Source organism: Paenibacillus sp. P46E (assembly GCF_001909095.1).
Classification (GTDB): domain Bacteria; phylum Bacillota; class Bacilli; order Paenibacillales; family Paenibacillaceae; genus Paenibacillus_AQ; species Paenibacillus_AQ helianthi.
Genome location: NZ_LVYZ01000071.1, coordinates 18,361 through 41,093, shown reverse-complemented (window position 1 = coordinate 41,093; position 22,733 = coordinate 18,361). Strand labels below are relative to the sequence as shown.

The following is a 22,733-nucleotide window of genomic DNA, read 5'->3' as shown; positions in this document are numbered from 1 at the left end:
GTGACATTTATTACATAGAGAATGTTATAATAATCACATTGATGTAGACATTAATCTTTTCGTTCATATGCTAGTTCATCTTCTATATGAAAACAAAGCTAAAGTAAAGGAGCACTCATTATGTCAGAAACCATTACGCAAACCAAAGCTTTTACCAAAGAAGATCTCCTGGATCAGCTCTTGAAGCCTGAGGTGCAGGAGTCCCTAACAACACTGGTGGAGCAGCTTCCCCAGATTACACAGCTGGTTGGTGCATTAACCAAATCACTGGATTTTGTGCAGGCTGTTGCATCGGATGAAGTACTGAAAAATGATACAGTGGGTGCTATCAAAGAGCTTGCGGAGCCTGTAGTAGATTCCGTTAAAACGATGGCAGCTACAGTGATCGAAGCCAAAGATCGTGCCAATGAGAGCAGTGAAACGATCAGCCTGTTCGGCATGATGCGAATGATCAAGGACCCCCAGGTGCAAAAAATGCTCCGTTTCATGAATGCATACCTGCAGGTCAGCGGCGAACGTAATCCACATCAATAAGGACGGAGGAACATTATCATGTCAAAACATATCGTGATTCTCGGAGCAGGCTATGGCGGCCTTCTGAGTGCTATTAACGTGCGCAAATATATGAGTAAGGCTGAAGCTAAAATCACAGTCGTCAATCAGTATCCGACGCATCAGATTATTACTGAGCTACATCGTCTGGCGGCAGGGAGTGCCTCAGAACAAGCTGTAACTATGCCTCTTACCAAGCTTTTTGCCGGAAAAGACATTGATCTGAAAATTGCCAAGGTGAAGTCATTCTCCGTTGACAACAAGCAGGTGCAGCTGTCCGATGGGACGTCGCTTACGTATGATGCCCTTGTGGTTGCACTCGGCAGCACTACTGCATATTTCGGCATACCTGGTCTGGAAGAGTATAGTATGGTGCTGAAATCTGCTGCGGATGCGACAAAAATCCATGCCCACATTGAAGAACGCATTCGTGAATACTCCAAGACGCACAATCCTGCCGATGCAGCCATTCTGATTGGCGGCGGCGGACTGACCGGTGTGGAGCTGGTGGGTGAGATTGCTGATGTGCTGCCGAAGCTGACCAAACGGTATGGTGTGAATGCTCAAGATATCAAGCTGATGCTGGTGGAAGCTGGGCCCAAAATCCTTCCAGTGCTGCCGGATCACTTGATTGAACGTGCGGTAACCAGCCTGACTGCCCGCGGGGTAACTTTCCTGACCGGTCTTCCTGTAACCAATGTGGCCGGCAATGTGATCGATCTGAAGGATGGCCAGCAGATTGTGGCGAATACCTTCGTGTGGACCGGTGGGGTTCAAGGCAATCCTCTTGTCGGTGAATCTGGTCTTGAAGTAAACCGCGGCCGTGCGACAGTTAATGATTTTCTGCAGTCGACTTCGCACCCGGATGTTTTTGTGGCAGGAGACAGCGCCGTTGTCTTCGCAGCAGATGGACGTCCATACCCGCCAACCGCACAAATCGCCTGGCAGATGGGCGAGCTGATCGGCTACAATCTGTATGCTTATCTGAATAACTCCGCATCTGAAACGTTCAGCCCGATCAACTCAGGTACGCTTGCCAGCCTGGGACGCAAAGACGGAGTGGCGATTATCGGTGCCAGCAATACTCCACTCAAAGGCTTGCCTGCAACTCTTATGAAAGAAGCCAGCAATATCCGTTATTTGTCCCACATCAAAGGCTTGTTCAGCCTGGCGTACTAATTATCATATTATTACAAAGTCCAATATGACCTTCAAGCCACTGCCCGATCCTTATGCTGTAAGGAGCGGATAGGCTTGAAGGTTTTTTTGATCTGGAAAGGGGTACGATATTGTGTTAATTTACATAGTAAATCAATGGATGGAGTGAAACCATGAATAGTGTCAGAATTCAGTTAATGACCGATTTGCAAAGAATAGAAACGGAACACTACAGGCTTCGTGAAGGCGAAGAGCATCGGCGTTTCATCTCCCTGATGCTGGAGTATATCGGAGATCCTCAGCCGGAGCTAAGGGACGAGCTGATCTATCCGGCATTCTATGAATGGATTCTGGAGCAGCGGCAGTTCTCTTCTGACGAGCTTCGCGAGATTCTGGCGGTCCTGCTGGATGAGCAGCATCTGTTCCATGGCATAGGCGTGCAAGGAGATGACACGGTATTTACCCGAACCTTCACGATACTGGTCATTGGACTTATTATCCAGCGTCACAGAGAACAGCCTTTTCTGGATGCTGCTGGTTTTCTAACGCTGAAGACAGCGCTTCTTCGCTATTACACTGAAGAGAAGGACCTGCGCGGCTATGTTGAAGAGGGTGGCTGGGCCCACTCGGCGGCCCATGGTGCTGATGCCTTGGATGAACTGGTGCAATGTCCGGAATGTGATGAGCGGGTTCAGCTAGAGATTCTGGAGGCGGTTCGGGTTATGCTCCACAACGGGGCATATATCTTCAGAGACGAAGAAGATGAACGGATGGCGACGATTGTGGACACAATGATCCGCGGCAATCTGCTTGCGCGGGAGCGTATCGCTGAATGGATTGACAGTCTTGCGGCCTCCGGCAGCCAGCCCAGAATCCGCAGCCAATACATCAACCGGGTCAACAGCAAGAATTTCGTGAGGGCTCTATATTTCAGAAGAGAAAGGGAGGGGCTCGGGCAGGAGCTTCAGGAAGCTCTGCTTACCTCCGAGATGAAATTGAACAAATTCACAGTTGAAAGCATACATTCTGTTCAATAGATGCTCACCCGAAGTCTATTTGCTATAATAGATTTGTTTATACTATAACTGATGTTTCATAGGAGGCTTTTCAGTATGGAATTTCAAGAAAACGATATCATTTTGTTCCAGGGCGACAGTATTACCGATTGGGGCCGAGACTATGAAGATCCGTCCTCTCTGGGGGTCGGCTATGCACTGATGATAGCGGCACGGCTTGGGTTGCTGTATCCCGAAAAGAAACTGGCCTTCTTCAACCGCGGAATCGGCGGTAACCGTATTGCTGATCTTCAGAAGCGCTGGGACAAGGATTGCCTGGAGCTGAAACCAACTGTGGTTTCGATCTATATCGGCATTAACGACACCTGGCGCCGGTTTGATTCCGGTGAGGAAACTACGGCTGCACAGTTCGAAGCTTCCTATCGCGATCTGATCGAGCGCACTCTGGCAGCAACAAGCGCCAAGCTGGTTCTGGTTGAGCCTTTTGTGCTGCCGGTTCCTGAGGACCGCAAAGGCTGGCGCCAGGATCTGGACCCGAAAATCCATGTGGTGCGTGAGCTGGCCCGTGAGTATGGTGCTGTACTGGTACCGATCGATGGATTGTTTGCTGCGGCATCTGTGAAGGCGGAATCTGCGTTCTGGGCACCGGATGGCGTTCATCCTTCACCGGCTGGACATGCGCTCATTACCGATGCCTGGCTGAGAGCAGTAGGAGCCATTAGCTAAATGTAATAGGCAGCCTGTACTCCATACATATTAGCCTGCCATTCGTGGGCCGATCCATTGAGATATAACGGATCGGCCCTTTTGTTTTGATGCATCAAAAGGACATATTTTTGCAAATATACCAGGGATAAAACAAGTAAAAACTACGTTGTCATATACTTTGTGAACGGCGAATGATCAAAGAGAATTGAAGCTAATTCACTCTTGACAGTAATTAACTTAAGGAGTAAGTTAGATCTATAAATGATTGTGCAAAATATAATTACAACAAATTTAGTTTAATAAAAAATAGTATATGGGGAGAAATTCATTATGGCTAAAAATGAAAAAACTATCGAGTTATTCCAGATGTTAGTAACCATGCTTTCGCAGCAGTCTGTTGGACACAGAATAGAGTCCAGAATATTTGCCAGCCAGGGTTTTTCAAAACTTGGGGAGAAATATGCAGAACACGCAGAGGAGGAGATGCAGTTTGTCGAGAAATTCATTGACCGTATTATTGATCTTGGCGGCACCGTCAAGAACGGTGTAGCGAAGGAAGTTCCGGTATACGAAGATATCGAAGAATGGCTTACATATGATGTTGAGCTTTCCAAAAGCGGCTTAGGCCAAGTTGGCGAGATCCTTGAAACCATGATTGGCGATCCAATTTCCTATGATCTATTTAAGGATTATGTTAAGGATGAGGAAGAGGATATGCTGTGGGGGGAGCAGCAGCTTGAGCTTATGAAATTGATAGGCAAACAGAATTGGTTGATGAAACAGATATAAAATGATATTTGGGGTTTTTCTGGGCGGGAGTAGCACTGCTTATGAACCAGAAACTTAATGGGAAGGATCTGCAGACATTGCAGGTTCTTTTTTTTACAAAAGTGACAGAATGTTATTTGGTTCACAAGACTGATATAATTGGAGAATACATAAGAATTTGGAGGTGGAACCCATGAAAAGGCTGCTGCTGATCGTGCCGGTTCTGCTGGCTGTTCTGCTGAGCGGCTGCCAGAATGCTTTCGGATTCATCAATGCGAGATGGATTTCAGAGATTACCCTCGACTTTCAGTCTCAGGACGGCAAAACGCAGGATGAGCCCTTCGCGAGCAAGACCTTTACTGATCCTGCATTTATCAAGCTGATGGCAGATGCGATGAATGGCAGCAAACGGATCAGCGGCGAGCTGGATTATGGTGTCGAGTTCAGAATGAAGCTGACCTACGGGGACGGCTATACAGAGAATTATATTCTGAATCTCGGAGAGGACAGCGGGAACCTTGGACTGCTGGTTTCGGAGGAGAACAGCGGCAAAGGATATTCTGTTTCCGTCAAGAACGCCGATAAGCTAAGAAAGCTTGTCTATGCCCAAGGGAGCCCCGCCATTGACACCGGCTCTGAAGCGGCTCAGGCTTCAGATGCTGTCGATAGGCCGGCAACCATATTGCAGGGTGATCTTTTTCCGGTGACGGGATTTACCCTGAACTCCGATCACTCCTTACAGGAATTAGTATAAGAACAAATTCAGATTTGCCAGTGAAATGATATGAACCGAGAGGAATGTGGGCAGATGACTAGTGATACAGCACAGGATTTGCAAGGACTTAAGGCAGCAGGCCAAGTAGTAGGTTACACTATAGCGGAAATGAGGAAAAGTGTAGTTCCAGGTATGACAACCGCTGAGCTGGACGGGGTGGGAGCGGCGATTCTGGAGCGGTTTGGTGCGAAGTCTGCCCCCAAGGTTACCTATAATTTTCCAGGGAGCACCTGCATTAGTATCAATGAAGAGGTAGCTCACGGAATTCCGGGCTCCAGGGTTATTGAGGCGGGCGATCTGATTAACATTGATGTTTCCGCCGAGCTTAACGGGTATTACGGGGACGCTGGGGTTTCTTTTCAACTGCCGCCGTTCAATGAAAAAATTGTCCATCTATGCCGCAGCACCGAAGAGACCATGATGAGTGTTATTAATCACCTGAGAGCCGGGATGAAGGTTAACGAGATAGGCCGCATGATGGAGCTGGAAGCCCGCAAACGCGGGTACAAAGTCGTGCGGAATCTCTGCAGCCACGGCATAGGCAGATCGCTGCATGAGAAGCCTTTTGAGATCCTTCCGTTCTATAATCCGCGTGTAACCACAGTGCTGCAAGAAGGGCAGGTCATCACGGTTGAGCCTTTCCTCTCCACAGGAACGGATTTCGTGGAGCAGCAGTCGGATGGATGGACACTGAGTGTGAAGGACAGCAGCCGGGTAGCCCAGTATGAGCATACGATCGTAGTCACCAAGGGTAAGCCGATTATCCTGACAAGTGCCTGAAAGGCTCATTATACGAAACGGAGGCTATCAAATGGACAATACACCGCAAGTAAGTAATGCCTTTGCCACTTTTATGAAGGAAGCTCCGCAGCAGCAGCAAGCCTGGATGGAGACGGTTCGGAAATTGGATGCTGCAAGCCAACTGGATCCGAAGACAGAAGAGATTGCCTATATTTCGGTGTTGGCTGCGATGCGTCTTGAAAGCGGTCTGCCTTTTCATGTGAAGCATGCCAAGGCGCTTGGAGCCACAAGAGAAGAGGTTATCAGCGCAGTTCTGCTGGGCTTGCCGGCTGCTGGAAACGTGGTTATTCAAGCCTTACCGGTGGCTTTGCAGGCTTACGACAGTGAGTAATATGTGAAATTGCCGGGAGGAGAAGGATAAGATGCGTATAGCTTTTGTACTTTTTGATGGTATCACTTTTCTGGATTTTGCCGGCTTTTATGATGTGATTCGCCGTTTGGGGGCCTATGAAGCAGGCCAAGGGCTGGAGATGGACATCTGCGGCTTCACCGGACAGGTGAAGGATGAGCATGGACTGGTTGTTCAGATCGGCAAGGTTCAGCCGGATCTGGCGCAATATGACCTCGTATTTGTACCGGGCGGAATGGGGACGAGAAAGCTGCGGGATGATGAACTCTTCATCTCCTGGCTTCGGGGAGCCGAAGAGGTCCCTTATAAGGTGTCCGTGTGCACTGGTTCATTGCTGCTGGGTGCGGCCGGATTTTTGCGGGACTGCTGGGCAACGACTCATCCTTCTGCTTACGAACTGCTGGAGCCGTATTGCGAACGGACAGTGAAGTCGCGGATTGTACAGAATGGCAAGGTCATTACAGGGGGCGGAGTCTCTGCCTCCATTGATCTGGGACTATATATGACGTCGCTTCTGGCGGGAGAAGCTGCCATGCTTGCTGTCAAGAAACAAATAGATTACCCCTATGATGTGCAGGGAATCATTTGCAGACAGTAGAAGCGCAGGGAAACGGGGCAATGAGATGAAAGAAAGTCCAAATCTACCGGCAACACTGTGGCAGCAGGTGGACAACCGTGATCTATGGCCGGTACTCACCCAAGATATGCTTCAGAAGAGCGGGCTGCCCGGACCGAGGGCCAACCTCGCTCTGGCGGGCAGCTTTGCCAGCCTTTATGCCAAACCTGATATGACGGAAGATGCCTGGGAGCTAATCACGGCCTGGGCGCAGATCCCTGAGTCTGAAGCTGCTGCAGGTGATCCACAGGAATTTCTGGTGTTCTGTGCAGTCTGGGCCTGCGGAGCCCATTATGCCCATGGGGCTGCCGGACGGCGGAGCCAGGCGGAAGGATTCCTGCGAGCGGCAATGAATGACGCCAGATGGAGGATTCGTGAGGCCGCGGCAATGGGGCTGCAATCCATTGGCGAGTATGATTTTGTGCTGCTTAAGCAGTTACTAGAAGGATGGCGTGCGGGGTCTACGCTGCTTGAGCAGCGCGCTTTTGTTGCAGCACTGGCACATCCTCCGCTGCTGAAGTCTGAGCCCAATGCTCTGTATTGTCTGGAGGTGGCAGACGGGATTATGGAGGGAATCGGCAGAGACGCTTCAAGGTCAGCCGACCCGGAACATTTTCGCGTGTTGTCCAAGGGTCTGGAATATAGTCTGAGTGTATTTGCCGCCAGGCTGCCGGAGCCCGGATTTGCCATGCTGCGTAAATATGCGGAGAGCAGAGATACCCGGCTGATGAAGATTGTGAAGAGCAACCTGGGCAAATCAAGGCTCACCAAGAAGTACCCTGTTGAGGTTGCTGAGCTCCTGCAGGTATTGACAACCGGATAGAATGTAACTATTATAGTTGCATCTATGGGGTATCGCGCTAAGGAGAGATTTTCATGAACATCAGCACCCGGTTTGCGGTGGCTATTCATATTTTGACGCTGATCGACAGCAACAAGGAGGGCAAAAGCACCTCGGAATGGATCGCAGCCAGTGTCAACACCAACCCGGTGGTGATCCGGCGGATTACAGGCATGCTGCATAAGGCGGGTCTGGTTGAGGTCCGTCCCGGTGTAGCGGGAGCGAAGCTTACGCGAAACCCGGCCGAAATCACCTTGCTGCAAATTTATAGAGCAGTGAATGCGGTAGAGGCGGATTCGTTGTTCTCTGTTCACGAGCATCCGAATCCCAGCTGCCCGGTTGGCCAAAATATTGCCGGAGCCATAATCCCTGTCTTTTCTCTCGCCCAGCAAGCGATGGAAAATGTGCTGCAGGAGGTTACCCTGGATCAGATCGTGAATCAGATTCCGGTGTCTTGAAGTGTATTGGGTTTCGTGTCCCTGCAAGGGTATCCCCGTCATCATATTGATGCCTGCGGGATACCTTATTTTGTGCTTATACGTGCTTGCCAGAAGCCGACATGGTAAAATCAACCTAGTCACAAGCACAGGAGGAACTCCACCATGCGCAAGAGTAAAGTCCGATATCTCTTTATCTCTGTAGGAATATTGATACTATATATGGCATTCTTTCCTTCCTTAAGTCCGGAGCTTGCTGTCAGAAAAAGCCTGCTCCTCAAGCATCCGGTACTAGCCTTTACTGGAGAAGTATCTGAAGGCCGAATCCACAACGATCCGCGCTACGGGGATTTATATGTTGTGCCAAAGGCGGATTTGCCGTTTGTATATGTCAAAAAGAACAGACTTGGCTGGATAGCCGCTCCGGGTGGAAGCGGGCCATAAGTGCATCAGGCTGCTAAATCATGGAGGTGATATTATGGTCGAAAAAGTAGCTGGGGCTATAGTTTTTCTTTTTCTCATAGGGTCTATTGCGGGTTGCGGGGGAGTAGTAGACAGGAATACTGAAGCGGTACAAAAGCTGGACAATACAAGCGAGCCAAAGGAATCTATTAGTCATGTTGATCCTATCATTAGCATACAGCCTGAAGCAGAACCGGTGGGATCAGCGCTTGAAATTTCGGAAAAGCACATCATTGATCATGCGCTGCCGGAATATACCTTTGTTCTCTATGGTCAGGAACGGGAGTATATCCACAGTGCATACAAGATAGCTATCTTTAAATCCGGTCAGCAGAAGCCGTTGCAGGAACTAATATTTGAACCGACTGAAACTATGGATTCGGCACATCTGGGATTTATCGTGGAAGATATGAATTTCGACGGTTATAACGATATTCGGATACAAGCTAATCTACCAGCTGCGCCTAATATCCCATACTATTGCTGGCTCTGGGAGGCTGCTTCATCACGCTTTGTTCCAAGTGAGGAGCTGGAAGCGATCACCTCACCGGAATTTGATCCCAAGCATCAGGAGATTACTACATTTGGCCGGAGCAGCTCGGTTGAACATTTTTGGGAGACCTATAAGTATATCGGCGGTCTTCCTACCCTGATTTATAGAAAAGATGAACGTATTGATCCTTCGGAAGATACTGTATATACGGAGATTCACGAATTGGTGAATGGTGATTATAAGCTCACGAAGACAATCGAAGAGCCCTGGGAGGGTGAATGAAATTTAAGAAAACATTTAGCGGAAATTTATGTGATTTTAAGGTTCGGGGAGTATAGTTGAGTTCTCCACCCCCCAGTGGATAGATTTTTGTTTAGATCCTGCTGTGCCTCGGCGGGATCTTTTTATCGTGTATAGCACCGGATTCGACAATTTCAGCAAACCTTTATTTGATCTTCATACGCTTTTAAGCTTCAGGGCTTATAGTAATCCCATGACCCCCTTATAAATAGACCTTGGCCCTGCCGGACGTTGGCGGGGTCCCTTTTTTTGTATGGAGGACATGTACGGCAAGCTGGCTAAGGCGGTCTATTGCTTTACACAATATTCCAAGTGCAGTAGACTAACACCATGCATTCGCCGAAGGGAGAGGATTGATGTTGATTTTTGCACTCGGTTTATGGTTCATAGGTCTGGTGGCACTTTTGATCGTAATCAGAAAGGCTGTGGACGGATCCCGGACTTCAGACAAACTGGATATATTGATTGACGAAATCCGGCTGTTGCGTAAAGAGATCAGGGAGAACAAGCATATTATTGATAAGCGGATGTAACGCTGGAGCGATATATTTTGTCTACAGGAGAGATGCATCATGAAGACGTTCCGGATCGGAGACACGCGGCTGGAAGTTATTAAGGGAGATATTACGAAGTGCCAGGCTGACATTATTGTGAATGCGGCGAATACCAGTCTTCTGGGCGGCGGCGGAGTGGATGGAGCTATTCATAGAGCCGGAGGTCAGGATATTCTTGCTGAATGTATGGAAATCAGGAATAAGCAAGGCGGTTGTGCGGTAGGTGAAGCAGTCTATACAACAGCCGGGAGACTTCCAGCCCGATATGTAATTCATACCGTAGGGCCAGTGTGGAATAAGGGTGAGCAAAATGAACGTCAACTGCTGGGGAGCTGCTACCTGAATACCATGGAGTTGGCGCATAAACTGCAGGGCAGAAGCATTGCTTTTCCGAATATTAGTACGGGGATATATCGTTTTCCCAAAGAACTGGCTGCGGATATCGCTCTCCAGGCTGTTGCCGGATTTCTTCAGCAACGCACGGGTCTGGAAGAGATTATTTTTGTTTGTTATGATGATGAGAATTACAACTTATACCTGAATAGACTGCAAGCTGATGCCTACAAGGAGTGTTCCGGCAATGATCCTCTATCATAAGAAAGACCTCAGCGTAAGAAATCTGGAACCTGAGGACGCGGTGCTGCTGGTGAAATGGCTGTCGGATCCGGTTGTCCTGGAGTATTATGAAGGCCGCGACCGTCCGCATGATCCGGCAATGGTGCAGGAGCATTTTTACGAAGACACCCCGGAGGGGATGATCCGCGCTATTGTCTGTTACGGGTCGGAGGATATAGGCTACGTTCAGTTCTATCCCATTGATGACGATGAGCGGGCAGAGTATGGATTTACGGATTTTGCAGGTTCGATTTACGGAATGGACCAGTTTATCGGTGAACCAAGACTCTGGAATAAGGGTGTTGGCTCGCAGCTGGTACGAGAGACGGTTATCTTCCTGCTGGAAATCAAGCGGGCGGATAAAATTGTCATGGACCCGCAAAGCTGGAACCTCCGGGCGCTGCGTGTGTATGAGAAAAACGGGTTTGTGCGCAAAAAGCTGCTTCCGGAGCATGAATGGCATGAAGGGGAATATAAGGACTGCTGGCTTATAGAATACTGCGGTACCTGAACCAAAGAGCTGCTTATGAAAAATCAATTATCGCTTCTAGCGGCTAGTCTGATTCTGGGATTATCTATTATTAGCGAAGATCAGGTAATGAACCTCATGAAGAAAGAAGAGTCTATAGCGGTGCTAAAAGGCTTAGTTGAACGAAGAGATACTACATATCAGTACAGCATCGGAGGGTACATACGTGGAGAAAATCGCCATTATTTCTGATATTCATGGCAATGTAACCGCTCTGGAGGCCGTTTTGGCGGATATCCGGCAGCGTAAGATCAACAAGATCTTCTGTCTGGGGGACCTTGTAGGCAAGGGACCCAATTCGGATCTGGCAGTTGACCTGATCCGGCAGCATTGTGAGAAAGTGGTCAGGGGCAACTGGGATGAATACATCGCCTATGAAAGTGAGTTCGAGGCGATACAATGGCATCAGGCCCTCCTCGGACCCGGGCGAATGGCGTATTTGAGCAAGCTGCCTTTCTCCATCGAGTTCTGGATGAGCGGAAAGTACATCCGCCTGTTCCATGCTTCGCCGCGGAGCGTAAATGAGCGTATCCAGCCCTGGGACGATCTGGCGCTGCGGTTATCGCTTTTTGACCCTTCAGAGCTGTGCGCTGAACAGCTGCCGGCGGATGTGGCCGGATACGGGGATATCCACGGTGTATATCTGCAGCATCCGGAAGGAAAGACGTTATTCAATACAGGGAGTGTCGGCAATCCGCTGGATATCACACAGGCCTCGTATACCGTTCTGGAGGGAGCTTACGGCAGCCGTGATCAGACATCGCTGAATCTGCAGTTCGTAAGGGTTCCATATGATATCGAGCAGGCTGTGCAACAGGCCATAGACTCACAAATGCCCCAATTGGAGCCGTATATCCGAGAGCTTAGAACAGCAGAGTACCGGGGCAAGGACGCATGAATACAAGCTGTAGCTAGCTGGGATGGTATCCCGTTCAATTCTGATCAAGCCTGACCACGATGGGGTCGGCTTTTTCTTTTTTTTTGAGAAGGTAATTGACAAACTTATAGAATGCTACTAAACTAAAGTTAGTTAATATGTAACTGGAACTGTTACAGCTGTGAATGATAATATTGGAACTTGTTAAGACTAACCGCAATCGCGGGAATTGGATATCTTAGTTAAATTCAGGAGGGGTTTATATGACAACAGCAGCAACACTGCCGCAAACTTTGGAAATTGGACTTGTGCAGATTCGGGTAAGCGATTTGGAGCGTTCGCTTGATTTTTATCAGAATGTAGTTGGACTGAAGGTGCTCCGCCAGACTGGGCGTGAAGTGGAAATGACGGCAGACGGCCAGCATGTGCTCCTGGTGCTGCGGGAGATTGAGAATGCTCGGGTACTCCGGCGCAATTCTGCCGCAGGGCTGTATCACTTCGCCATTCTTGTACCGGACCGTCCGGGCCTTGGACTGGTGCTGCGTAATCTGATTGATTCAGGAATTCATGTCGGCCAAGGCGATCATCTCGTCAGTGAAGCATTGTATATTCAGGATCCGGATAATAACGGAATTGAGATCTATCGCGACCGGCCGCGGGATACCTGGAAGTATGAGGCGAACGGGAACGTTGTGATGACAACAGATCCGGTAGATGTGGATGGTCTGCTGGCCGCTTCTGAAGGTTTGGCATGGACGGGGTTGCCTGCGGGTACTATAATCGGGCACGTTCATTTCCATGTAGGCGATCTTGGAGAAGCTAAGAGGTTCTACGTCGATACGCTGGGTTTCGAGCAGACGGCTGCGTACGGTGATGCGGCGATGTTTATCTCGGCGGGCGGATACCACCATCATATGGGACTGAACGTTTGGGCAGGGCAAGGTGCTCCGGCAGCACCGGCCGATGCGGCGGGCATTGACTATTTTACCCTGCTGCTGCCAAGTGTTCAGGAACGTGATGCCGTAGCCGAACGGGTACGTTCCGCCGGATACAGAGTGGATACAATGGATGGCATAGTAACGGTTACCGATCCTTGGAACATAGGCATTAAGCTGCTGGTGAAGCCGTAAAGAAACCAAAACTTGTTCATCTTCGCGCATTCCCCTATAATATGTGGAAATAAATGAGCGAAAGGATGAATGTTTTGAATCATTTCAAAATGGCATATGTTGTCCTTTGTCATAAGAACCCGGAGCAGATCAACCTGCTGCTGGAATCGTTAACGGATGAGCATGTGGAATTCTTTCTCCATGTGGACCGGAAAAGCGGGATTGAGGCTCAGATTCTCCACCGGGAAGACATTCATTTTGTGAAGCAGCCTGTAGATGTGCAGTGGGGCCATTACGGCCAGATTGAATGCATCCTCAAATCCTTTGAGCTGATTCATGAGCAGGGACGCTTCGATTATATTCATATTATAAGCGGGCAGGATCTGCCGCTGGTTCCGAACCGGACGATCGTTGACTTTTTCAAGGACAATCAGGGTAAAGAGTTCGTCAAACATCTGCAGCTGCCAAATGATGCCGAAATGTGGGGGTGTATGTACAGAGTGTCTGTGTATTATCCGAGATTCCTCGTCTCGCGGGCCAAAACGGTCTCGGAGATCCGCAACCGGTACATTAACCTGGTGATGTCGGTGCCGGTGCTGAAGCGCAGCCTGAAGAATCTGCCGGATGCCCTATACAAGGGTTCGAACTGGATGTCGGTTACCGGAGATTGCATGGAGTACATTTTGGAGTATATCCGCAGTAATCCCGGTTACGTCCGCTTGTTTAAAAACTCCTTTTGCGGAGACGAAATCTTTTTTCATTCGATTATCTTGAACAGCAGCTTTAAGCATAGGGTTGTTAATGAAATCAAACGCTATACCGATTGGGACACCGGACCGGAATTCCCGAGAACACTCCGGGCTGAGGATTACGAACGAATCCGGCAAACGGGAACAGAATGCTTTTGGGGCCGCAAGTTTGATCTGGATGTGGACCGGGAGATCGTTCAGGATATCCTGCAGCTGGCCTGATGCACTACTATACTTAGGAGGTACTTATCATGAAAATTGCAGTTATTGGAGCAAGCGGCAAGGCAGGAAGCGAAATCACCAAGGAAGCGCTGGACAGGGGGCATGAAGTTACGGCATTCGTCCGGGATGCCTCCAAAGTAGCGGGCAGCAAGGCGGCAGTCGTGGAGAAGGATGTTTTTGCTTTGACAGGAGAGGATTTGAAGGACTTTGATGCTGTGGTTAATGCCTTTGGTGCCCCATTTGGGGAAGAGCATCTGCATGTGGATGCCGGAAATGTGCTGATTGAAGCGCTGAAGGCTGCGCCGGATACACGCCTGATTGTCGTAGGCGGAGCGGGAAGCCTGTATGTGGATGAAGCTAAAACCGTGAGAGTGGTGGATACCCCGGGATTCCCTGATTTTGTGAAGCCAACGGCCTTGAACCAGGGCAAGAATCTGGAGATTCTCAAAGGCACTAAGGACTTGAAGTGGACCTTTGTCAGTCCATCTGCGAACTTTGCCGTAGGGTCCAGAACGGGTTCCTATGAGAAAGGCAAGGATCATCTGCTCTCCAATTCCAAGGGCGAAAGCTATGTCAGCTATGCGGATTATGCTATTGCCATTGTAGATGAGCTCGAACAGCCGCAGCATATCGGTGAACGGTTTACGGTAGTTTCGGAGTCCTGAGTCAATAGCCGCAAAGCTTGAGCTGGATCGTTGTTAAAATAACAGGCAGGAGTCAGACCGGTGTACACGGTCCCGCTCCTGCTTGTTATGTTTACCGAGGCATCCCTCCCGTAGTACGGAATTAATGGTCTCCCTGGGCCAGTTCGGCAATCCGCCGGTTCACATCACCACGGAAGAGGCCGCCGTGATAGCAAATCACCTGATCGATTTCAAACTCAGCAAATTTGTGCAGAGACTGGAGTGCTGTAGCCATGTCGGGTGTAGCTGCCGCATCGGGACCGCTGAGCTGGCCGCCGCGCACGGTCAGTGCATCGGCTGCGATCAGCGTACGGCTGGCGTGATGATATAAGCTCAGATGACCAGGGCTGTGGCCCGGAGTATGAATGATGGTAATTCCTCCTCCGATGGGCAGATACTCCCCTCCGGTGAGTGTCTGATCTACTCTTCCTTTGGGCGGATGGGCCAGTATATGGAGAAAAGCACGCTTCCATTCCTCTGGTACTGACGGCGGAATTTTGGCTTCGGCGGCAGCCACTGCGTCAGGAGTAAGCTTCAGCAGCATCTTGTCGCCTTCGATATAAGGCCGCTCGATTTCATGTGCGAGTACGGTGATCTTGGATTGGCTCTGTTCCAGGAGAGCCTGGAGGCTGCCGATATGATCGATATCCTGGTGTGTGATCAGGATGGTCCGCACAAGGTCCCAAGGTACAGAAGCTTCGGCGGCCGCTTCCTTGAACTTCTGTGCTGCCCCCGGTACTCCGGTATCGATTAGTACAGCTCCTGCTTCGTCCCAGATTAAGGCAGGGCAGAACGTGTCTGTTCCGCCCATCACCGGCACGGTAATCTCCAGCATTTCAATTCCTTTGGCGATATGCATAATATCCCTCCATTACAATAGATAAGAATGTGCCGTCAGGCTAATGCATATCATACATAAACTATGTAGTGGTTTCAAATGAAAAACATTATATTATAACACAAATAATTATTTTTGTCAACTATCTAAACGATGAACAATTTCAGTTATTTGTAAAGCATGCTTTACATTTAGCGGTGGAAATGATAATGTTTTATGTAAAGCTAGCTTTACATGACCTGGAGGAACAGTGATGAAAAACAAGCTTGAGGCAATCCGGAAGCAGCAGGGCATCAAGCAGGAAGAGCTTGCGGAGGCCTTGGAGGTGTCGAGACAGACGATCTGCTCATTGGAGAACGGGAGATACAACCCGTCGATCATTCTGGCTTTTAAGCTGGCAAGATACTTCAAGCTCAGCATTGAGGATATCTTTGAGTATGAAGAGGAGGAGAAAGGTGGGTTAACCCATTAGCAATAATAAAGATGATTACATGATTATATATCAGGGGAGTTGAGGATTTGGAGACATTTCTTGCTGTACTGTTAATGCTGGGACTGATCGCAGTCTCCAATATTGTGAACCGGTTCATCCCGTTTGTGCCGATTCCCCTGATTCAGATTGGACTGGGTGTTATTGCGGCCGCATTCCCGACGGGAATCCATATGTCGTTTGAGCCGGAGCTGTTTTTTGTGCTGTTTATTGCTCCGCTGCTGTTCAATGACGGGCGGCGGACGCCGCGCGACGAGCTGTGGAATCTCAGGGCGCCTATCCTGCTGCTGTCGCTCGGGCTGGTCTTTGCAACGGTATTTGTGGCCGGGTATGCCATCCACTGGATGATTCCGTCCATACCGCTAGCTGCTTCCTTTGCGCTGGCAGCCATTCTCTCACCTACCGATGCTGTTGCAGTCAGTGCGCTGGCCGGGAAGGTGCATCTGCCAAAGAGTATCCACCGCATCCTCGAAGGGGAGTCGCTGATGAATGACGCATCGGGGCTGGTCGCTTTCAAGTTTGCTATTGCGGCGGCGGTTACGGGGATGTTCTCACTTCCCAAGGCGACGATTAGCTTTGTGTGTATCGCGGCTGGAGGATTGCTGCTTGGAGCGCTTCTGTCATTTGTACTGATCCGGCTTAGTGTGTTTATCCGCCGCTTCGGTATGGAGGATGTTACCATTCACGTGCTGCTGCAGATCCTTACGCCCTTTATTATTTATCTGGTCAGTGAAGAGATTGGCGTGTCGGGCATCCTTGCTGTAGTGGCAGGGGGCGTAATGTATGCCATCGAGAAGGACAGGGCTGTATCGCCTCAATACAAGCTTCAGCTTGTCTCTGCAAGCACTTGGTCGGTGCTGCTGCTGGTTCTGAATGGTCTGGTCTTCCTGATGCTGGGGGTATCGGTTCCGGACGTCGTTCAGGTGATTTACAACGACAGTTCCTTGAATAACCTCATGGTGGCCGGTTATGTGCTGGCGATCACAGCACTGCTGATTGTACTGCGGTTTCTGTGGGTGTATGCATACTCTTTATTTGAGAGCCGGAGGCTGAAGACACCGCGATCTCCGCTGAAGTCGCAGCTCATTACATCGATTTCGGGTGTGCGGGGAGCGGTTACGCTGGCAGGTGCCTTCTCGATTCCGCTGGTTCTGGGTGATGGTTCACCTTTCCCGCAGCGGGACCTGATTATTGCTCTTGCGGCAGGTGTCATTCTAGTGTCACTGTTGATTGCAAGCATATTTTTGCCGCTCCTTGCGGAAGAGGAAGACACGGTCGTTGTGGAGAGTGTTACGGTCAATTCGGAGCTGTCGGCAAGATCGGTAGTGATTGACGCCGGAATGAGTATGCTGCGAAGCTTGGTCTCGGAGAATCCGCTGCCCGGGAATCAGCCGGTATTGCTGGAATTCACAGACAAAATTGACAAGCTGTGCGCTCCGAAAATGGGTGATGATCCGGAAGCAGAACACTTCCGGCAGCTGGGGGTCCAGGCGAAGCGGAATGCAATTGCTGCTGAGCGTACGGAGCTGCGCCGGATGCTCGAGAACGGCACCGTCGCGGCTCCCGTAGCATCGAAGATGGAAGAACTGCTGGATCACAAGGAAGCCTTGATGTGCAAGCGGCTCGACACCCAGATCAAATTTTCGCTCACTGAAATTCAGCGCCTGTTCTCGGGGTTGTTCTCCGGGAGGCTGAACGGGGATGAAGGGCGGCTGGCAGCACAGAATGCCGAGAGTGCCCGTGTAGCCAAAATCTCAATGTGCCAGGCTGCCATCTCTGCGGTCAGCGCCGGAATGAGTGAAGAGAACCGTCTGGCTTCACAGAAGGTCATTGATAAATATGAGCAGATGGAGTCCCGGCTTATCGAGGGGGACGGCTGGATTAAGGATGGCGTCGTCGATGACCAGAAACTTGAACTGAAGCTGCAGGCGATTCAGGAACAGCGGAATACGGTGCAGCAAATGTATCAGAACGGGGCCATTAACCTGAAAATTGCCGGAAAGCTCCGCAAATTTGTCGATCAATTGGAAACAGCGATCTGGGAGGATTAATCATGGCGAACGGTTTGTCTTTTATGGAAATTGGGGAAGAGCATCTGGCTGAAGTAGTAGATATTTATAATTATTACGTGTTGAATACTACGGTTTCTTTCCATACAGAGCCGCTGGATGAGGCTGTTATGCGTCAGTCGGTGTTGCACGGGGACCCGCGTTTCCAATCCTACGCCATTCTGCAGGACGGTGTAATGCAGGGCTATGTTCTGATTGCCAGACATAAGAACAAGCAGGCTTACGATACAACCGGGGAGATCAGCATCTATCTGAGGCCCGGCAGCGGCGGACAGGGACTCGGCGGCAAAGCGCTGAGCTTCATTGAGAAACGGGCAGCCGAGCTTGATTTTCATGTTCTGGTGGCAACGGTATGCTCAGACAATGAACCGAGCCGCAGGCTCTTCACCAGACACGGATATGAGCAAAGCGCGCTATTCAAAGAGATCGGCAACAAATTCGGCAGATGGCTGGATATTGCAAGCTATCAGAAGATAATCTGACGCGGGGGAGTTAAAGCTCACCTTATCGCCTGGCATAAGAAAAAAAGCTGCTCCAGCTAGTCATCTTCATGACGTTGTGAGCAGCTTTTTTATGTTTCGGACAGCGAGCTATGGTAATGGGTTTGCCGTGTGCGGCGGGCTTAAGTGCTTCGGACATGCTTTCGCCGGAACATCTGTCCGAGTACTTCACTGAGCACAAGTCCGGTTGCGATGGCTCCGGAGAGGAGCAGGGCCTGGACAGCAAACTGGATGGCCAGATTGTTGTCGTTCTCGACGAACTTGCGCATGGCATCATAAGCAAGACCTCCCGGGACCAGCGGGATAATGCCGCCGACGCTGAAGATGATGACCGGCATTTTGTAGATACGGGCAAAGATCTGGCTGATCACCCCGACCACTACCGTAGCCGCGAAGGTAGCCACCACCGTGTCCCATCTTTCATCGAGCTGCAGATACAGCATCCAGCCCACCATCCCTGCAAAACCGCATTGTATCAATGCGCGGACTGGTGCATTGAATAGAATGCAGAAGGTGGCAGCAGCAATAAAGCTGGTTATCAGTTGCAAAATCATGAACAGTTAACCTCTTTCACGTAGGGGATCAAAAAAGTGACAGCACAAGCCCGATGCCTGTTCCGATCGCAAACGCCGTCAGGAATGCATCGGCTCCCTTGGAGAGGCCGGAGACCAAGTGTCCGGCCATCAGATCCCGGACTGCATTCGTAATGAGCAGTCCCGGCACGAGCGGCATGACTGAACCGATAATAATCTTGTCCATTTCCTGACCTATACCGAGCCTCACAGAGAGGAATGCGAGCAGTCCAATCAGGAATGAGGCAGTGAATTCCGCGAAGAAACGGATCTGTACCAGCCGGTGAAGGTATGTCGCTGCAGCGAATCCCAGTCCGGACACCAGGATGGCCGGCAGCGCATCCCACAGACTGCCTTTGAACATTACGGTGAAGCAGGCCCCGGTCAAGGCGGCGGCTACAATCTGCAGCCAAGCCGGATAAGCATGGGCTGCATCGTCCACTACACCCAGCCGCTCACGGGCTTCATTAGCGGTAAGCTGGCGTTCACTCAAGCGCCGCGAGATGTCGTTGACCTCGGACACCTTTTGCAGATCTGTGGTCCGCTCCGCGATACGGAACAGCTTCACCGGTTCCGTCCGGCTGGTGGTGAACATAATGACGGTCGGCGTCACATAGCTGTGTGCTCCCGGGAAACCGAGCGATGCCGCCATACGGCTCATGGTGTCCTCCACGCGGTAGGTTTCCGCACCGCTTTGCAGCATAATTTTACCCGCAAGCAGGCATAGGTCGATAATATCATGCGCGGAAGTATTGCTGTTGTTGCTTGTACTATCCAACTTCGTTCGATCCTCCCCTAGGGTGTTATATCTTCGATTGTCGCTGCAAATTCTCAAAAGATCAACCTATATTCATAATGTTCACTTAAATAATAAAAATTTATTAAAATATTGAAATAGATATTCACTTTTTATTTCCATTTTACGATATAAAAATGGAGAAATCTCACAGAATGTGATAACACTTCCCACTTGATGGGCCGAAAGGAGAATACAATGTCAGGCTCTTTTCCGGAGGATTCACTGCTTGAGTTGTTTATATTTGAAACCCTGCAATCGCTGCAGCAGCTGGAAGATTCGATTCTTGCCGGTGAGCAGCACGAAACCCTTCAACCTGAGGATATTAACCTTATCTTCCGGATTATGCATACAATCAAGGGCTCGGCTGCTGTGATGGGTTATACGAATATTTCTTCTTTGGCCCATATTATGGAAGATATATTTTTTTATCTGCGAGGCCACCCCAATGCTCCATATAATGCCTCCGAGCTGTCGGATCTCATTCTGCAAGGAGTAGATTTTACTAAGCTGGAGACGATCAAGATCAAGAATGGAGATCATGCTGACGGAGACTGTGCGTTGCTGGCTGAAGAGCTGAAAGCCTATTTACAGTATCTAAAAACCGGGTCTGCTGGTACCTCAGAGGTGCGGACACCGGAGGATATAGCCCAAAGAACGGACATTGTACACTCTGAAGCTGATCTGTCCAAAGGGGCATTCGCGCGTTTCAGAGCAGTTCTGCATTTTGAAGAGAACTGTCAGCTCGAGAATATCCGCGCATTCACGGTAATTCATCAACTAGGTGAGACCATGGACTGCAGGTTTACCTACTTGCCTGAAGATATTATAGAGAACCCTGACAGCTCAGAAGTGATCCGCCGGGATGGTTTTGTAATTGTGCTGGAGACACAGGAATGCGGGGAAGCGGTTGCGGCATTTTTGCGAAATGCTCCCTATGTAAAGGAAATGGCAATCGAACAGCTCGAAACGGAGAAGACAGCTGCTGTTCTCCCGGCACTGCCTGAAGCGCCTGAGACGGCGCCACAGACTATTGAACTGCCGGCTCCAGAGCAGAAGTTCGCGTCTGTGCCGGCCCCGGAGAAGAAGCCCAAAGAGGGTGGCCAGCCTTCTTCCTCCCAACAGACCATGATTAACGTCAATGTCGCCAAAATGGACAAGCTGATGGACTTAATCGGTGAACTGGTCATTGCCGAAGCCATGGTAACGCAGAATCCCGACCTGGCCGGTGTAGGAGGATCGCTTAGCAATTTCAACAAAGCGGCTAGACAGCTGCGAAAGATTTCAGCGGAAATGCAGGATGTGGTCATGTCACTGCGTATGGTGCCACTAGCTGCCACGTTTCATAAAATGAGCCGGATTATAAGAGATATGACCCGGAAGCTGGAGAAGGAGGCTGCACTTGTTATTCTGGGTGAAGAGACGGAGGTGGACAAGAATATTATCGAGCATCTGTCCGATCCCCTGATGCATCTGGTGCGCAATGCGCTGGATCATGGGATTGAAATGCCTTCTGAACGTCTGGCTGCGGGCAAACCGCGAAGTGGAACCGTAACACTTGAAGCCAAGCACTCCGGCGGAGATGTGATGGTGATGATCCGGGATGACGGCAAAGGGCTGCACCGGGACAAAATTGTTGCCCGCGCGCTGGAGAACGGGCTGCTGACCCGGGATGAACGTGAGATGAGCGATAAAGAGATTTTCAGACTGATTTTTCATCCGGGATTCTCGACCAAGGACAGTATCAGCGAATTCAGCGGGCGGGGAGTGGGCATGGATGTTGTTGTCAAAGATCTGGAAAAGGTCGGGGGCACCGCTTCCGTAGATAGCGTTCCGGGTGAAGGCTCCACAATCACCTTAAGAATTCCGCTAACACTGGCAATTATCGATGGGATGAATGTAGGTGTCGGGGATTCGCGGTTTACACTTCCAACGGCATCCATCATCCATTCTTTCAGGCCAAATGCGAAGGATCTGCTGAGTGACCCGCATGGAAATGAGTGGATCATGGTGCGCGGTAACTGTTATCCGGTGCTTCGCCTGCATCATTTATCCGGTGCATCGTACCAGAGTGGTCCCATAGACGGGGGTATTCTCATCATGGTTGAGGATGAGGGCCGCAGTCTATGTCTGCTTGCGGACGAACTGCTCGGCCAGCAGCAGGTGGTGGTGAAGGCACTTCCTGATTATATTCTGAACAGTGCGGGCAGTAAGCATTTTGTCGGCTGTACGCTGCTGGGTGACGGGAGCATCAGTCTAATCCTGGACGTTATCCGTCTGGCTTCATCGGTGAATCATAAATGATAAGAATGTGGGTTAACAGACAAGCTTAGGAGGTGTTCTTTGTGTCTGGACACAATGCATACGAAGAGACGCTGGAGGAGGATACCCAGCGGGATAAGTATTTGATTTTTTCACTCGGCAGCCAATTTTACGGGATTGAGATTCAATATGTAACAGAAATTATCGGAATCCAACCGATTGCCGTAATTCCGGATCTGCCGGAATATATCAAAGGGATTATCAATTTGCGCGGCAAGATTATCCCTGTGATGGATGTGAGAATGCGCTTTCATATAGACCCGGAACCCTATAATGACCGCACCTGTATAATTGTCATCGATATTCTGGACGAGGTACTGGGACTGATCGTGGAGAGCGTATCGGAGGTGCTGCCTATTCTGCCGGAGGAGATTGTACCTGCACCGGATTCACCGGGTGGCGGGGGATTTGTAACGCGCATAGGGAAGACCGGACATGGGGTAAAACTGCTGATAGATTGCGCCAAGCTGCTTCGGGACGCTGAAGTCGAGCTGCCGGGAACAGCGTTATAGCCGAAAGAATAAGGAGTAGA

General features: G+C 50.0%; 28 protein-coding genes. 25 read left to right on the top strand and 3 right to left on the bottom strand.

The annotated features are described in order from the left end of the window. The first annotated feature begins 120 nt into the window (after window positions 1-120). From A3849_RS26400 to A3849_RS26310, 20 genes are all read left to right on the top strand, one after another. The gene (locus A3849_RS26400; RefSeq protein ID WP_074114067.1) at window positions 121-534 is read left to right on the top strand and encodes a DUF1641 domain-containing protein; all 414 of its coding nucleotides are present in this window, start codon (window positions 121-123) and stop codon (window positions 532-534) included. An 18-nt stretch (window positions 535-552) separates the two neighbouring features. Beyond that, complete coding sequence (locus tag A3849_RS26395; protein ID WP_074114066.1) at window positions 553-1,731, top strand: NAD(P)/FAD-dependent oxidoreductase; 1,179 nt, start codon at window positions 553-555, stop codon at window positions 1,729-1,731. A 152-nt stretch (window positions 1,732-1,883) separates the two neighbouring features. Beyond that, window positions 1,884-2,747 carry a DUF2785 domain-containing protein gene (locus A3849_RS26390; protein WP_074114065.1) on the top strand — a complete coding sequence of 288 codons (864 nt, stop codon included), beginning with the start codon at window positions 1,884-1,886 and terminating at the stop codon, window positions 2,745-2,747. Window positions 2,748-2,822: 75 nt separating this feature from the next. After that, the gene (locus A3849_RS26385; RefSeq protein ID WP_074114064.1) at window positions 2,823-3,452 is read left to right on the top strand and encodes an SGNH/GDSL hydrolase family protein; all 630 of its coding nucleotides are present in this window, start codon (window positions 2,823-2,825) and stop codon (window positions 3,450-3,452) included. 312 nt (window positions 3,453-3,764) lie between these two features. Continuing rightward, on the top strand, window positions 3,765-4,223 hold the full coding sequence (locus A3849_RS26380) for a ferritin-like domain-containing protein (protein ID WP_074114063.1): 459 nt from the start codon (window positions 3,765-3,767) through the stop codon (window positions 4,221-4,223). A 172-nt stretch (window positions 4,224-4,395) separates the two neighbouring features. Next, window positions 4,396-4,956 carry a YhfM domain-containing protein gene (locus A3849_RS26375; protein ID WP_074114062.1) on the top strand — a complete coding sequence of 187 codons (561 nt, stop codon included), beginning with the start codon at window positions 4,396-4,398 and terminating at the stop codon, window positions 4,954-4,956. 54 nt (window positions 4,957-5,010) lie between these two features. Beyond that, on the top strand, window positions 5,011-5,757 hold the full coding sequence (map, locus tag A3849_RS26370; protein ID WP_074114061.1) for a type I methionyl aminopeptidase: 747 nt from the start codon (window positions 5,011-5,013) through the stop codon (window positions 5,755-5,757). Between the two features lie 31 nt (window positions 5,758-5,788). After that, window positions 5,789-6,109 carry a carboxymuconolactone decarboxylase family protein gene (locus A3849_RS26365; protein ID WP_074114060.1) on the top strand — a complete coding sequence of 107 codons (321 nt, stop codon included), beginning with the start codon at window positions 5,789-5,791 and terminating at the stop codon, window positions 6,107-6,109. Between the two features lie 31 nt (window positions 6,110-6,140). Further along, window positions 6,141-6,725, top strand: coding sequence for a DJ-1/PfpI family protein (locus A3849_RS26360; protein WP_074114059.1), 585 nt, complete (start codon window positions 6,141-6,143; stop codon window positions 6,723-6,725). A gap of 25 nt (window positions 6,726-6,750) precedes the next feature. After that, the gene (locus tag A3849_RS26355; RefSeq protein ID WP_074114058.1) at window positions 6,751-7,566 is read left to right on the top strand and encodes a hypothetical protein; all 816 of its coding nucleotides are present in this window, start codon (window positions 6,751-6,753) and stop codon (window positions 7,564-7,566) included. A 53-nt stretch (window positions 7,567-7,619) separates the two neighbouring features. Beyond that, window positions 7,620-8,042 (top strand): Rrf2 family transcriptional regulator, encoded by a 423-nt coding sequence (locus tag A3849_RS26350; protein WP_074114057.1) that lies wholly within the window; start codon window positions 7,620-7,622, stop codon window positions 8,040-8,042. A gap of 144 nt (window positions 8,043-8,186) precedes the next feature. Then, window positions 8,187-8,465, top strand: a complete 279-nt coding sequence (locus A3849_RS26345; RefSeq protein ID WP_074114056.1) for a hypothetical protein — start codon at window positions 8,187-8,189, stop codon at window positions 8,463-8,465. 34 nt (window positions 8,466-8,499) lie between these two features. Next, window positions 8,500-9,258 (top strand): XAC2610-related protein, encoded by a 759-nt coding sequence (locus A3849_RS26340; protein ID WP_074114055.1) that lies wholly within the window; start codon window positions 8,500-8,502, stop codon window positions 9,256-9,258. A gap of 374 nt (window positions 9,259-9,632) precedes the next feature. Next, window positions 9,633-9,809, top strand: a complete 177-nt coding sequence (locus tag A3849_RS33110; protein ID WP_178382805.1) for a hypothetical protein — start codon at window positions 9,633-9,635, stop codon at window positions 9,807-9,809. A 39-nt stretch (window positions 9,810-9,848) separates the two neighbouring features. Beyond that, window positions 9,849-10,427, top strand: a complete 579-nt coding sequence (locus A3849_RS26335) for an O-acetyl-ADP-ribose deacetylase (RefSeq protein WP_074114054.1) — start codon at window positions 9,849-9,851, stop codon at window positions 10,425-10,427. Next, the gene (locus A3849_RS26330) at window positions 10,411-10,956 is read left to right on the top strand and encodes a GNAT family N-acetyltransferase (protein ID WP_083613671.1); all 546 of its coding nucleotides are present in this window, start codon (window positions 10,411-10,413) and stop codon (window positions 10,954-10,956) included. Before A3849_RS26335 ends, A3849_RS26330 begins: the two co-directional genes overlap by 17 nt. Before the next feature lie 184 nt (window positions 10,957-11,140). Next, a complete protein-coding gene (locus tag A3849_RS26325) occupies window positions 11,141-11,872 on the top strand; it encodes a metallophosphoesterase family protein (RefSeq protein ID WP_074114053.1) in 732 nt (243 codons plus the stop codon). A gap of 242 nt (window positions 11,873-12,114) precedes the next feature. Next, complete coding sequence (locus A3849_RS26320) at window positions 12,115-12,981, top strand: VOC family protein (protein ID WP_074114052.1); 867 nt, start codon at window positions 12,115-12,117, stop codon at window positions 12,979-12,981. Window positions 12,982-13,055: 74 nt separating this feature from the next. After that, window positions 13,056-13,931, top strand: coding sequence for a beta-1,6-N-acetylglucosaminyltransferase (locus tag A3849_RS26315; RefSeq protein WP_074114051.1), 876 nt, complete (start codon window positions 13,056-13,058; stop codon window positions 13,929-13,931). A 29-nt stretch (window positions 13,932-13,960) separates the two neighbouring features. Continuing rightward, window positions 13,961-14,596 carry an NAD(P)-dependent oxidoreductase gene (locus A3849_RS26310; RefSeq protein ID WP_074114050.1) on the top strand — a complete coding sequence of 212 codons (636 nt, stop codon included), beginning with the start codon at window positions 13,961-13,963 and terminating at the stop codon, window positions 14,594-14,596. Window positions 14,597-14,717: 121 nt separating this feature from the next. Here the strand turns inward: A3849_RS26310 and A3849_RS26305 are convergent, their stop codons facing one another. Next, window positions 14,718-15,473, bottom strand: a complete 756-nt coding sequence (locus tag A3849_RS26305) for an MBL fold metallo-hydrolase (protein ID WP_074114049.1) — start codon at window positions 15,471-15,473, stop codon at window positions 14,718-14,720. 232 nt (window positions 15,474-15,705) lie between these two features. Between A3849_RS26305 and A3849_RS26300 the strand changes: the two genes are divergently transcribed. The 3 genes from A3849_RS26300 to A3849_RS26290 are packed head-to-tail and all read left to right on the top strand — an operon-like array spanning window position 15,706 to window position 18,493. Beyond that, window positions 15,706-15,924, top strand: a complete 219-nt coding sequence (locus A3849_RS26300; RefSeq protein WP_074114048.1) for a helix-turn-helix transcriptional regulator — start codon at window positions 15,706-15,708, stop codon at window positions 15,922-15,924. A 47-nt stretch (window positions 15,925-15,971) separates the two neighbouring features. After that, the gene (locus tag A3849_RS26295) at window positions 15,972-17,993 is read left to right on the top strand and encodes a Na+/H+ antiporter (protein WP_074114047.1); all 2,022 of its coding nucleotides are present in this window, start codon (window positions 15,972-15,974) and stop codon (window positions 17,991-17,993) included. A 2-nt stretch (window positions 17,994-17,995) separates the two neighbouring features. Then, window positions 17,996-18,493: a GNAT family N-acetyltransferase gene (locus A3849_RS26290; RefSeq protein ID WP_074114046.1), complete on the top strand. Its 498-nt coding sequence runs from the start codon at window positions 17,996-17,998 to the stop codon at window positions 18,491-18,493. A gap of 140 nt (window positions 18,494-18,633) precedes the next feature. Here A3849_RS26290 and A3849_RS26285 read toward each other — a convergent pair whose 3' ends face one another. Then, on the bottom strand, window positions 18,634-19,065 hold the full coding sequence (locus A3849_RS26285; RefSeq protein WP_074114045.1) for a threonine/serine exporter family protein: 432 nt from the start codon (window positions 19,063-19,065) through the stop codon (window positions 18,634-18,636). Between the two features lie 28 nt (window positions 19,066-19,093). After that, window positions 19,094-19,861, bottom strand: coding sequence for a threonine/serine exporter family protein (locus A3849_RS26280; RefSeq protein ID WP_074088513.1), 768 nt, complete (start codon window positions 19,859-19,861; stop codon window positions 19,094-19,096). 216 nt (window positions 19,862-20,077) lie between these two features. Between A3849_RS26280 and A3849_RS26275 the strand changes: the two genes are divergently transcribed. Continuing rightward, window positions 20,078-22,183 carry a chemotaxis protein CheA gene (locus A3849_RS26275; RefSeq protein ID WP_074114044.1) on the top strand — a complete coding sequence of 702 codons (2,106 nt, stop codon included), beginning with the start codon at window positions 20,078-20,080 and terminating at the stop codon, window positions 22,181-22,183. 41 nt (window positions 22,184-22,224) lie between these two features. Further along, a complete protein-coding gene (locus tag A3849_RS26270) occupies window positions 22,225-22,713 on the top strand; it encodes a chemotaxis protein CheW (protein WP_074114043.1) in 489 nt (162 codons plus the stop codon). The last annotated feature ends 20 nt before the right edge of the window (window positions 22,714-22,733 follow it).

What these genes read in the sequence shown, in the direction of transcription:
- A3849_RS26400 (WP_074114067.1), top strand. Translation starts at nt 121, where the DNA reads ATGTCAGAAACCATTACGCAAACCAAAGCTTTTACCAAAGAAGATCTC.
- A3849_RS26395 (WP_074114066.1), top strand. Translation starts at nt 553, where the DNA reads ATGTCAAAACATATCGTGATTCTCGGAGCAGGCTATGGCGGCCTTCTG.
- A3849_RS26390 (WP_074114065.1), top strand. Translation starts at nt 1,884, where the DNA reads ATGAATAGTGTCAGAATTCAGTTAATGACCGATTTGCAAAGAATAGAA.
- A3849_RS26385 (WP_074114064.1), top strand. Translation starts at nt 2,823, where the DNA reads ATGGAATTTCAAGAAAACGATATCATTTTGTTCCAGGGCGACAGTATT.
- A3849_RS26380 (WP_074114063.1), top strand. Translation starts at nt 3,765, where the DNA reads ATGGCTAAAAATGAAAAAACTATCGAGTTATTCCAGATGTTAGTAACC.
- A3849_RS26375 (WP_074114062.1), top strand. Translation starts at nt 4,396, where the DNA reads ATGAAAAGGCTGCTGCTGATCGTGCCGGTTCTGCTGGCTGTTCTGCTG.
- map (WP_074114061.1), top strand. Translation starts at nt 5,011, where the DNA reads ATGACTAGTGATACAGCACAGGATTTGCAAGGACTTAAGGCAGCAGGC.
- A3849_RS26365 (WP_074114060.1), top strand. Translation starts at nt 5,789, where the DNA reads ATGGACAATACACCGCAAGTAAGTAATGCCTTTGCCACTTTTATGAAG.
- A3849_RS26360 (WP_074114059.1), top strand. Translation starts at nt 6,141, where the DNA reads ATGCGTATAGCTTTTGTACTTTTTGATGGTATCACTTTTCTGGATTTT.
- A3849_RS26355 (WP_074114058.1), top strand. Translation starts at nt 6,751, where the DNA reads ATGAAAGAAAGTCCAAATCTACCGGCAACACTGTGGCAGCAGGTGGAC.
- A3849_RS26350 (WP_074114057.1), top strand. Translation starts at nt 7,620, where the DNA reads ATGAACATCAGCACCCGGTTTGCGGTGGCTATTCATATTTTGACGCTG.
- A3849_RS26345 (WP_074114056.1), top strand. Translation starts at nt 8,187, where the DNA reads ATGCGCAAGAGTAAAGTCCGATATCTCTTTATCTCTGTAGGAATATTG.
- A3849_RS26340 (WP_074114055.1), top strand. Translation starts at nt 8,500, where the DNA reads ATGGTCGAAAAAGTAGCTGGGGCTATAGTTTTTCTTTTTCTCATAGGG.
- A3849_RS33110 (WP_178382805.1), top strand. Translation starts at nt 9,633, where the DNA reads ATGTTGATTTTTGCACTCGGTTTATGGTTCATAGGTCTGGTGGCACTT.
- A3849_RS26335 (WP_074114054.1), top strand. Translation starts at nt 9,849, where the DNA reads ATGAAGACGTTCCGGATCGGAGACACGCGGCTGGAAGTTATTAAGGGA.
- A3849_RS26330 (WP_083613671.1), top strand. Translation starts at nt 10,411, where the DNA reads ATGATCCTCTATCATAAGAAAGACCTCAGCGTAAGAAATCTGGAACCT.
- A3849_RS26320 (WP_074114052.1), top strand. Translation starts at nt 12,115, where the DNA reads ATGACAACAGCAGCAACACTGCCGCAAACTTTGGAAATTGGACTTGTG.
- A3849_RS26310 (WP_074114050.1), top strand. Translation starts at nt 13,961, where the DNA reads ATGAAAATTGCAGTTATTGGAGCAAGCGGCAAGGCAGGAAGCGAAATC.
- A3849_RS26305 (WP_074114049.1), bottom strand. Translation starts at nt 15,473, where the DNA reads ATGCATATCGCCAAAGGAATTGAAATGCTGGAGATTACCGTGCCGGTG.
- A3849_RS26300 (WP_074114048.1), top strand. Translation starts at nt 15,706, where the DNA reads ATGAAAAACAAGCTTGAGGCAATCCGGAAGCAGCAGGGCATCAAGCAG.
- A3849_RS26290 (WP_074114046.1), top strand. Translation starts at nt 17,996, where the DNA reads ATGGCGAACGGTTTGTCTTTTATGGAAATTGGGGAAGAGCATCTGGCT.
- A3849_RS26285 (WP_074114045.1), bottom strand. Translation starts at nt 19,065, where the DNA reads ATGATTTTGCAACTGATAACCAGCTTTATTGCTGCTGCCACCTTCTGC.
- A3849_RS26275 (WP_074114044.1), top strand. Translation starts at nt 20,078, where the DNA reads ATGTCAGGCTCTTTTCCGGAGGATTCACTGCTTGAGTTGTTTATATTT.